The sequence below is a fragment of the Streptomyces sp. NPDC087428 genome (assembly GCF_044744085.1).
In the GTDB taxonomy this organism is placed as follows: Bacteria; Actinomycetota; Actinomycetes; order Streptomycetales; family Streptomycetaceae; genus Streptomyces.
On the sequence record NZ_JBIUXR010000010.1, the window covers coordinates 423,299 to 432,832 of the forward strand.

At 72.4% G+C, this 9,534-nt stretch carries 6 protein-coding genes and 2 tRNA genes; 5 read left to right on the forward strand and 3 right to left on the reverse strand.

Annotation, left to right across the window (positions count from 1 at the left end):
* Positions 1-27 precede the first annotated feature (27 nt).
* The 3 genes from ACIO3R_RS23550 to ACIO3R_RS23560 all read left to right on the forward strand — a co-directional run bounded on the left by ACIO3R_RS23550 (position 28) and on the right by ACIO3R_RS23560 (position 2,597).
* The gene (locus ACIO3R_RS23550) at positions 28-720 is read left to right on the forward strand and encodes a SigE family RNA polymerase sigma factor (RefSeq protein ID WP_385027739.1); all 693 of its coding nucleotides are present in this window, start codon (positions 28-30) and stop codon (positions 718-720) included.
* 20 nt (positions 721-740) lie between these two features.
* Positions 741-875: a hypothetical protein gene (locus ACIO3R_RS23555; RefSeq protein ID WP_385027736.1), complete on the forward strand. Its 135-nt coding sequence runs from the start codon at positions 741-743 to the stop codon at positions 873-875.
* 72 nt (positions 876-947) lie between these two features.
* A complete protein-coding gene (locus ACIO3R_RS23560; RefSeq protein ID WP_402108386.1) occupies positions 948-2,597 on the forward strand; it encodes a long-chain fatty acid--CoA ligase in 1,650 nt (549 codons plus the stop codon).
* Between the two features lie 93 nt (positions 2,598-2,690).
* On the opposite strand, the gene ACIO3R_RS23565 is transcribed toward ACIO3R_RS23560, so the two are convergent.
* Both ACIO3R_RS23565 and ACIO3R_RS23570 read right to left on the reverse strand, forming a co-directional pair.
* Positions 2,691-7,322 carry a PAS domain-containing protein gene (locus tag ACIO3R_RS23565; RefSeq protein ID WP_402108388.1) on the reverse strand — a complete coding sequence of 1,544 codons (4,632 nt, stop codon included), beginning with the start codon at positions 7,320-7,322 and terminating at the stop codon, positions 2,691-2,693.
* A 212-nt stretch (positions 7,323-7,534) separates the two neighbouring features.
* Positions 7,535-7,996: an SSI family serine proteinase inhibitor gene (locus ACIO3R_RS23570; protein WP_385038721.1), complete on the reverse strand. Its 462-nt coding sequence runs from the start codon at positions 7,994-7,996 to the stop codon at positions 7,535-7,537.
* A gap of 226 nt (positions 7,997-8,222) precedes the next feature.
* On the opposite strand from ACIO3R_RS23570, the gene ACIO3R_RS23575 reads away from it, so the two are divergent.
* A tRNA-Ser gene (locus ACIO3R_RS23575) sits at positions 8,223-8,313 on the forward strand.
* A 259-nt stretch (positions 8,314-8,572) separates the two neighbouring features.
* Positions 8,573-8,645, forward strand: a tRNA-Arg gene (locus ACIO3R_RS23580).
* 316 nt (positions 8,646-8,961) lie between these two features.
* Here ACIO3R_RS23580 and ACIO3R_RS23585 read toward each other — a convergent pair.
* Complete coding sequence (locus ACIO3R_RS23585) at positions 8,962-9,426, reverse strand: hypothetical protein (protein ID WP_402108390.1); 465 nt, start codon at positions 9,424-9,426, stop codon at positions 8,962-8,964.
* Positions 9,427-9,534 lie beyond the last annotated feature (108 nt).

A 9,534-nucleotide genomic window follows, 5' to 3' on the forward strand; every position in this document is an offset into this window, starting at 1 on the left:
GGCGGCGCCCGCTCCTAGCGTGGAGGCATGACCACGCCAGTCTGCACGGACACCTCCAGGGGAGTCGCCGCCCACACCGGAAGCACGCCGCACCTCCCGCGTGCGCCGCTCGCCGGACACCCGCCGCACGCGTCGGCGGCCCCGCACGCGTCGGTCGCTCCGTACGCGGTGCCGCGCACCCCGGCCGCCGCGCGCACCCCGTACGGTGCCCGCGCTCCGTACGTCCCGTACCCGTCGTTCACGTCGTTCGTGAAGGCCCGCGGGCCGGTGCTGCTGCGCGCGGCCCGCTCGCTCACCGCGAATCCCAGCGATGCCGAGGACCTGCTGCAGACCGCTCTCACCAAGACGTATGTCGCCTGGGAGCGGATCGAGGACCACCGGGCCCTCGACGGCTATGTCCGCCGGGCCCTGCTCAACACCCGGACCTCGCAGTGGCGCAAGCGCAAGGTCGACGAGTTCGCCTGCGAAGAGGTGCCCGAGCAGGAGACGGCTCCGGGGCCCGACCCCGCGGAGCAGCAGTCGCTGCACGACGCCATGTGGCGGGCCGTGCTCAGACTCCCCGACCGCCAGCGCGCGATGGTCGTCCTGCGCTATTACGAGGATCTCAGCGAGGCGCAGACGGCCGAGGTGCTGGGAGTGTCCGTCGGCACGGTCAAGAGTGCCGTGTCCCGGGCGCTCGGCAAGCTGCGCCAGGACCCGGAGCTTGCACCGGTCAGGTGAGGCGCCGCCCGTGGACCTGGGTGAGGAGAGACGCATCCGAGCTGGTCATCGGCATGGGCATGGACATGGTCGCGGGTGCGGGGGAGGAAGGTCCGGCCCGCGCGCACGGACGTGTGATTTTGCCGGACGACATCGATCCGTACGTCCGGGAGTAGTGACATACCGCTCGGTATGTGCGCAGAATCAGCGGAACCTTACTGCCGCGTAGCGCCTACCGGGAGGACGCCGTGCTCAGCACCATGCAGGACGTACCGCTGACTGTCACCCGCATCCTGAGCCATGGGATGACCATCCACGGGAAGTCGCAGGTCACGACCTGGACCGGAGAGCCCGAGCCGCAGCGGCGCAGTTTCGCCGAGATCGGCCGGCGGGCCACGCAGCTCGCCCACGCCCTGCGGGACGAGCTCGGTATCGACGGGGACCAGCGTGTCGCCACACTGATGTGGAACAACGCCGAGCACGTGGAGGCGTACCTCGCCATCCCGTCCATGGGCGCCGTGCTCCACACCCTCAACCTCCGGCTCCCCGCCGAACAGCTGGTCTGGATCGTCAAGCACGCCGACGACAAGGTCCTCATCGTCAACGGCTCCGTGCTGCCCCTCCTCGCGCCACTGCTCCCTCAGCTGACGTCGCTGGAACACGTGGTCGTCTCGGGACCCGGTGACCGTTCCGTCCTCGACGGCGCCGTGCCCCGGGTGCACGACTACGAGGAGCTGATCGCCGGCCGGGCCACCGACTACGACTGGCCCGAGCTGGACGAACGCCAGGCCGCCGCCATGTGCTACACCTCCGGCACCACCGGGGACCCGAAGGGCGTCGTCTACTCCCACCGTTCGATCTACCTGCACTCCATGCAGGTCAACATGTCCGAGTCGATGGGCCTGACCGACAAGGACACCACCCTGGTGGTCGTCCCCCAGTTCCACGTCAACGCCTGGGGGCTGCCGCACGCGACGTTCATGTCCGGCGTCAACATGCTGATGCCCGACCGCTTCCTCCAGCCCGCCCCGCTCGCCGACATGATCGAGTGGGAGCGGCCGACCCACGCCGCCGCCGTTCCCACCATCTGGCAGGGGCTGCTGGCCGAGGTCACCGCGCGTCCGCGCGACCTCACCTCCATGGCACGCGTCACCATCGGCGGCGCCGCCTGCCCGCCCTCCCTCATGGAGGCGTACGACAAGCTCGGTGTCCGGCTCTGTCACGCCTGGGGCATGACGGAGACCTCGCCGCTCGGCACGATGGCCAACCCGCCCGCCGGACTGACCGAGGAGCAGGAGTGGCCGTACCGCATCACCCAGGGCCGCTTTCCGGCCGGTGTCGAGGCACGGCTCGTCGGACCGGGCGGCGAGCACCTGCCGTGGGACGGCGAGTCGGCCGGTGAGCTGGAGGTGCGCGGCTTCTGGATCGCCGGTGCGTACTACGGCGGTGCGGACAGCGCGGCGCTGCGGCCCGAGGACAAGTTCAGCGAGGACGGCTGGCTGAAGACCGGCGACGTCGGGGTGATCAGCGACGACGGCTTCCTCACGCTCACCGACCGCGCCAAGGACGTCATCAAGTCCGGCGGGGAGTGGATCTCCAGCGTCGAACTCGAGAACGCCTTGATGGGGCACCCGGATGTGGCCGAGGCGGCGGTCGTGGCCGTCCCGGACGACAGGTGGGGCGAGCGTCCGCTGGCGACCGTGGTCCTCAAGGAGGGCGCGAGCGCCGACTACCAGGCGCTGAGGGCCTTTCTCGCGGAGCAGGGCATCGCCAAGTGGCAGCTGCCCGAGCGCTGGTCGGTCATCGCGTCCGTACCGAAGACCAGCGTCGGGAAGTTCGACAAGAAGGTGATCCGCAAGCAGTACGCGGCGGGCGAGCTGGACATCACCCAGCTCTGAGCCGGACGGCCGGGGCCGGAGAGCGAGAACAGAACGAGGGCGGTACGGGAGAGATCCCGTACCGCCCTCGTTCTGTTCCCGCTGCCGCCGCGGTCAGTTGGTGCCTATCTTCGCGAGCAGGTCGACGATGCGTGCCTGCACCTCGTCGCTCGTCGAACGCTCGGCGAGGAAGAGCACGGTCTCGCCCGAACTCAGCTTCGGCAGGTCCGACTGGCTCATGTCGGCCGAGGTGTAGACGACCAGCGGGGTGCGGTTCAGCTGACCGTTGGCGCGCAGCCAGTCGACGATCCCGGCCCGGCGGCGGCGTACCTGCATCAGGTCCATCACCACCAGGTTCGGCCGCATCCGGGTCGCGAGCGAGACCGCCTCGCTGTCGGTCGCGGCACAGGCGACCTGCATGCCGCGGCGCTCCAGCGTCTGCGTCAGCGCGTACGCGATGTCCTCGTGCTCGTCGATCAGGAGGACCCGCGGCGGGTGCTGTTCGCTGTCGCGCGGGGCGAGAGCCTTCAGGAGCACGGCCGGGTCGGCACCGTACGCGGCCTCCCGCGAGGCCTGCCCCAGACCGGCGGTCACCAGTACGGGGACCTCGGCCGCCACCGCCGCCTGGCGCAGCGACTGAAGGGCCTTACGGGTGATGGGACCGGTCAGCGGGTCGACGAAGAGCGCGGCGGGGAACGCCGCGATCTGTGCGTCGACCTCCTCGCGCGAGTGCACGATCACCGGCCGGTAGCCGCGGTCGCTCAACGCCTGCTGGGTGGAGACGTCGGGCGCCGGCCAGACGAGCAGCCGGCGCGGGTTGTCCAGCGGCTCCGGGGGCAGCTCGTCGTCCACGGGCTGCGGGGAGGGGCGGTTGGCGACCTCGACCGCGCCACCGGGGCCGTCCAGCGGCTCAGGTCCCTCTGCGGCCCCCTCGTCGGGCGCCCCGATCGCGTACGCGCGCCCTTCGGCCGCCGGAGCGGGCAGCAGCGGGCCCGAGCCCTGCGCCGTGCCGCCCGTGCCGCCGGGGCCGGGGCCACCGGCGCCCGCTCCGGGCTGGGGCTGCGGGTTCCCGGGCTGCGGTGGTGACGCGGCCGGCGCCGACAGGCCGGTCGGGTCGATCGGACCGGTCGCCTCGGTCGGCTCGGTCGGGTCGCTCTCCGGCGGCGCGGCGAGCTTGCGGCGCCGGCCGGCACCGCCGAGCGTCTGGTTCTGCTGGTGCGCGATGTGCTGGGCGAACGGCACGCCCTGCCCGAGCGTCCGCACGCTGAACGCGCGCCCGTGCGTCGAGTCCGGCCCCCCGGGCATGGGCGCCTCGGCGGGCAGCGGCTGCCGCCGCGCGTCCGGGCCGGGCACGAGGGTCCGCGGACGGGTCTCGTCGGGCCCGGTGGGACCGTCAGGGCCTCCGGAAGGGCTGTCGGGGGCGTCGGGACGGCCGGAGCCGCGGGCGTGGCCGGCCGGGGACGTGCCGGTGGTGTGCGTGGTGTGGCCTGCGCCGGGCCACTCCGCGTCACTGTCGGGCCGCTCCCCGGGAGACCGGTCGGCCCCGGCCGAGGCTGCTCCGTGGGTGTGGCCCTGGCCCTGGCCTTGGTTCTGGTCCTGGTCCGGTACGCCTTCCGGTTCCCAGCCACCGTTCTGTTCCCAGCCGTTGTCCTGATCCCAGCCACCGTTCTGCGCGGCGGACGGTGCCGGCGGTGCGGGCGGGGCAGCGGGTGCGGACGGAGGGGCCTGCTCGGGCAGGGCGGAGGGCGCCGCGTCGGGCAACTGCTGCGGCGGGGCCGCCTGCGCGTCGGCGTGCCGGGCCCGGCGGCGTCCGGTCGGGAGCGGGTGTGCCTGCGGCGGGGTGTGGTCGTCGTCCGGCGGACCGGACACGGCGTCGTGACGCCCCGGCACCGAGGCGTCGGGCTCGGCGGCGACGGGCGGCGTCTGGTCGGCGGCGGCGGGCGGCAGGGCGAAGGGGACCCGGGGGCCCTTCGGTTCGGCCTGAGCGGCCCGGTCCTGGGCGGCGGAGAGCGCGCGCCGGGCCCGTCGCCCTGACGACTGCTGCCGCCCGGGTGCGGATTCCGGAGCGGGCGCCGCCGGACGGGCCTGCTGAGCCGACGGCTGTGTCCCGGCGGCACCGTACGGCTGCGTCCCGGCTGCGCCGTCGAGATCGGAGAGGGCCGCGGGGCCCTCGGACTCCACGGCGTTCCCCGACGGCAGCGCGGCCGGAAGGGCCAGCCGGTTCTCGCCGCCCCGGCGCGCCCGATGTCCGGCGGCCGGTACGGGCGTCGGCGCCTCGTTCGGAACGCCCTGCGGCGGCACGGTCTGCCCCCGCTGCGGGCGGCCCCCGGCCCCCTGAGCGCCCTCGGCCGCCGTCACCACGGACCCCTCGGACGGGGCCGCGGCAGCGGGCAGCGCCAGGGCCTGACCCGGTCCCCGCTGTCCGTCGGCGGTCTGCGCGCCGGACTCCGCCGGGCTGGGCCGACCGCGCCTGCGCCCGGACCCGCCGCTCTGCTCGGCCGACGTCAGTTCGTGCGGGTTCGGCCCGTCGTGCTCGACGGCAGCCACGGACGAGGTCGGGTCCACGGGCCCGTCGACGGTTTCTGCCGCAGGCTTGCGCCGGGCCCGCCGCCGGCCGGTCGGTTCGGCCGCCCCGGTGTCCCCGGGCTCACCCGCGCCCTCGGAACCGCCCACCGGGCTCTCCAGGAAGGCATCCGTGGAGGCCCTGCGCGCCCGGCGCCGCCCCCCGCCGCCCTCATGACCACCCGCGGCCCCGGGAACCTCCTCGACCTGAGGTTCCTGAGCAACCTGGGGCGCCTGGGGCGCCTGGGGCGCCTGAGGTGCCTGATGTGTCTGGGGTGTCTGGGGTGTCTGGGGGGCTTCCGGAGCCCCAGGGGCCCCAGGAGCCATCGCGGTCCCCGGATCCACCGGCGCCATCGCGGCTTCCGGAGCCATCGGCGCCCCGAGAACCTCCAGACTTCCGGGACTCTCCAGACTTCCGGGGCCCTCCAGTCCTCCAGGGCTCTCCGGTCCTCCAGGGCTCTCCGGAACGTCCGGGGTCATGGCGGGAGGCATCGCTGTTCCCGAGCCCGCGCCCAGCGGTACTTCGAGCACGTACGCGCTGCCGCTCATGCCCGGCATCTCGTGTGTCTGGAGCACGCCGCCGTGGGCCCGCACGATCCCGCGCACGATCGGCTCGTGCACCGGGTCTCCGCCGGCGAACGGTCCGCGCACCTCGATCCGTACGACCTCACCGCGCTGGGCCGCGGCGACGACGACCGTCGAGTCGACGTAGCCACCGCCGGGCATCAGCCGTGCCTTGCCGGTCGAGTCGACGCCGGCGACGTCCGCGACGAGGTGCGCGAGCGCGGTCACCAGCCGTCCCGCGTCGACCTCGGCCTCGATCGGCGGCGCGTGCACCGCGAACTGGGCGCGGCCGGGGCCGATCAGCTCGACGGCGGCGTCGATACCGGCCGTCACGACTCCGTCGAGCATCACGTTCGTCTTGACGAGCGCTTCGGAGCCGCCGTCCAGGCGCTGGTAGCTCAGTACGTTGTCGACGAGCGTCGTCATCCGCGCGTAGCCCGCGGCCAGGTGGTGCAGGATCTGGTTGGCCTCGGGCCACAGCTGGCCCGCGGGGTCGGCGGCGAGCGTGGACAGCTCGCCGCGCAGCTCCTCCAGCGGTCCGCGCAGCGACTCGCCGAGCACGGCCGTCAGCTGGGCGTGCCGGGCGGACAGGTCCGCCAGCCGCTCGGCCTGCTCCTCCATCCGGTCGGTCTGCTCCTCCAGCGCGGAGGCGTGGCGCTCGGCCCGGTCGGCCAGTTCGGCGGCGTGCAGCTCGGTCAGGCCGGTGATCTCGGCCGCGTGGTTCGCGGTCAGTTCGTTGACCGCGGCGGTGTGGCTCTCGGTCAGTTCGGTGATCTCGGCGGCGTGCTGGCCGTCGAGTTCCTCGTACGGCCTGCGGTCGGTGAACGTCATCACCGCGCCGACCAGCTGATCGCCGTCCCGCACGGGTGCCGTGGTCAGGTCGACCGGCACCTGCGCGCCGCTCTTGGACCACAGGACCTGCCCGCGCACCCGGTGCTTGCGCCCCGACTTCAGGGTGTCGGCCAGCGGCGATTCCTCGTACGGGAACGGCTCGCCCTCGGCCCGCGAGTGCAGGATCAGCGGGTGCAGCTCCTGGCCGCCCAGGTCGGTGGCGCGGAAGCCGAGGATCTGGGCCGCGGCGGGGTTGACCAGGACGACCCGGCCGTCGGTGTCCGTGCCGACGACGCCCTCGGACGCGGCGCGCAGGATCATCTCGGTCTGGCGCTGCGAGCGGGCCAGTTCGGCTTCGGTGTCGACGGTGCCCGACAGGTCGCGCACGACGAGCATCAGCAGCTCGTCACCCGTGTACGTACCGCTGTAACTCACCTGGACGTCGTTGTACGCGGCCTGCCCGTCCTCCAGGCTGGCGCTCGTCACCTCGACGGGGTACTCGTTGCCGTCGGTCCGCCGCGCGGTCATCCGCGTGGGCTTGGTACGGCCCCGCTCGTCCGCAGCCTCCGGCCTCCGCATCGACCCCGGGATCAGCTTGGAGTCGAACTCCGGCAGCAGATCGAGCAGTCCGCGTCCGACGAGCGCGGTGCCCGGCGTCTCGAACATTTCGAGGGCGATGGTGTTGGCGTTGACGACCGTACCGTTGCAGTTGACGAGCAGAAGCCCGTCCGGAAGGGCGTCGAGTATGGCTGCGAGGCGAGCAGCGCCTCGGGATGGCCTGCTGCTCACGACGACGCTTCCTCCCTGATTACTGCACCTTGCCGACAGCGGCCCCATCTTGCCCCTCGGGCCTCAGGCTGTCACTGGAGGAGTCTAAAGGCAGGGGAGGGGCAAGGGGCGGCGGATGAGGGGGAGCTCTCACCAAGGTTCTGTGCAAACGGTGCACGACCCCGGCCCATTACGCGCCCCTCGCGCCGCCCCGTGACCTGCGGAGCCCCTGCTCAGCGGACGTTCGGGAGCACCGGCCGCAGGCTGTTCCAGCGCCCGATCTCGCACCCGTTTGACCGGTCGAACGTGGCATCGATGCTTCGCCCCCGCCAGCTACCGGTGACCCGGGCGGTGGCCGGCCCGCCGTACTGCTGCGTGCACATCGCGTCCCGGGACACCGGGGTGAACGGGTCCGTGCTCTCGTCGGGCAGCTGCCCCAGCCGCTCGCAGGCCTGCTGCGCCGCCGGGTGGCTGCCGCTCACCGGCTCGCACTCCAGCTCGTAGCTCCCGTCCGCCGCCCGGTCCCCCGACCCCGAGACGACCACCGTCAGATGCGTCCCGCCGTCCTCGCCCTGGAGCACGGGCAGCGGCAGCAACGGCAGCGGCAGCGGACCGGCCGTAGCCGTCGCGGCCGGGACGGCGGCGGAGAGTGCGGCGAGGGACACGACAGCGGTGAGGGCGAGGCGACGCAGCATGCGGGCTCCTGTGGTCGTGCACGGCGGCGGCGGTGGCCGGCGACGGAGGGGAACGGCGGGGGCGGCGCCCCCGGCATGACTAACGCTCCGCACGCCACGGCGTTGCGCAACCGCAGGCGCTTTGCCCTCGCGGCCGACTGCCTAGTACCGTAGGCAGCGATTGGTGACACGGCGCGCAGCTGTGTCATCATCTGCACGCACCACCCGCGCTTGCGCGGGGTGTGCTGGAGGCGTCGCCTAGTCCGGTCTATGGCGCCGCACTGCTAATGCGGTTTGGGTCTTAAAGCCCATCGAGGGTTCAAATCCCTCCGCCTCCGCGTGATCACCGAAGCCCCGAGCCACCGGCTCGGGGCTTCGGCCGTATCCGGGTCCGGCCGGCCGGGGACCGGTGCACGCGCGTCCTGGACCGGTACGCGCCCGCCCGGGACCGGCCTGGGGCGGGCCTGGATCCGGGCGTCGCCGAACGGGTGTTTTCACAGCTCAGAGGCGGTGCGGCTAATGGATTTCGCGTGACGCCGCAGGTCATGTAATGTTGTTCTCGCAACGCCGACGGGGCACAAAAGCCCAGGACGCCAAGCACTCGTAGCTTAACGGATAGAGCATCTGACTACGGATCAGAAGGTTGCAGGTTCGAATCCTGCCGAGTGCACAGCAGGCCAGAGGCCCCCAGGAGAAATCCTGGGGGCCTCTCGCGTTGTCGGTACGGCAGCGAAGTACAGCAACCGTGTCAGCCGTTGCCACCCTCGCGTCGGACAGCCGACCGATCGCGTCCCGTACCGCCTCCTCGCTCGCTTCGGCGTAGACCTCCATCGTCATGGCGATCTGTGAGTGCCGCAGGATGTGCCGGGCGACCTTCGGGCGAACCTTGAGAGCTGGCAGCGGCGAACTGCACGTGTGCCGGGTGTTCCGCGGGCTCCGCGGGCTCCGCGGGCCATGTGGGGGCGGATCGTGGCAGCCGAAGGCTCTCAGGGGCGACTCAGCGACGCACGCATTGCAGCCATGAGCTTCTGGCGCGCCTCCCGGAAGTCGCGCCGTGCTTGCGCGCACTCAGGGTCATCACGCACATGTCCAGCGACCACCGTGTCCCGGTAGCGGAGCAATTGGTAGGCGGCATCCCTGGCGGACTGGGCCACCTCGGGCGTAGCCAGCAGCTCCAGTTGGTACTGCTTCGCGTGGACGCCGTGGGCCAGGGTGCTGGCGCGAGCGAGCTCGGCCCGCTCGTCCAGAGGCAGGTGCCCCGATCTGCTGGCATCGCTTATTGCATCGCGTGCCTCAGTCAGGGCTTCCAAGAACTGGGCGGACACCGTGCGCATGGTCTCTCTGTCGCGCTCGCCCATGTCCCGTCGCCAACGCACGCGGTCTGTGGTGAGCGTGCTACCCACCCCGATAATCGCACCCACCACGGTGGCAACCAACGCTGTCAATTCCATGGCCTGGAGACTTACGAGCTCGTGCATGGTTAGCGGTGACGTTGGCCCTGCCGGTTCGTTAGGCCGTTCGTGGTGGGGATACAGGCACGTGGGTTGATCATGTCGGAG

Bases quoted from the DNA above. Each gene is read 5' to 3' on its own strand.
- ACIO3R_RS23585 (WP_402108390.1), bottom strand. From the start codon at position 9,426: ATGGAATTGACAGCGTTGGTTGCCACCGTGGTGGGTGCGATTATCGGG.
- ACIO3R_RS23550 (WP_385027739.1), top strand. From the start codon at position 28: ATGACCACGCCAGTCTGCACGGACACCTCCAGGGGAGTCGCCGCCCAC.
- ACIO3R_RS23570 (WP_385038721.1), bottom strand. From the start codon at position 7,996: ATGCTGCGTCGCCTCGCCCTCACCGCTGTCGTGTCCCTCGCCGCACTC.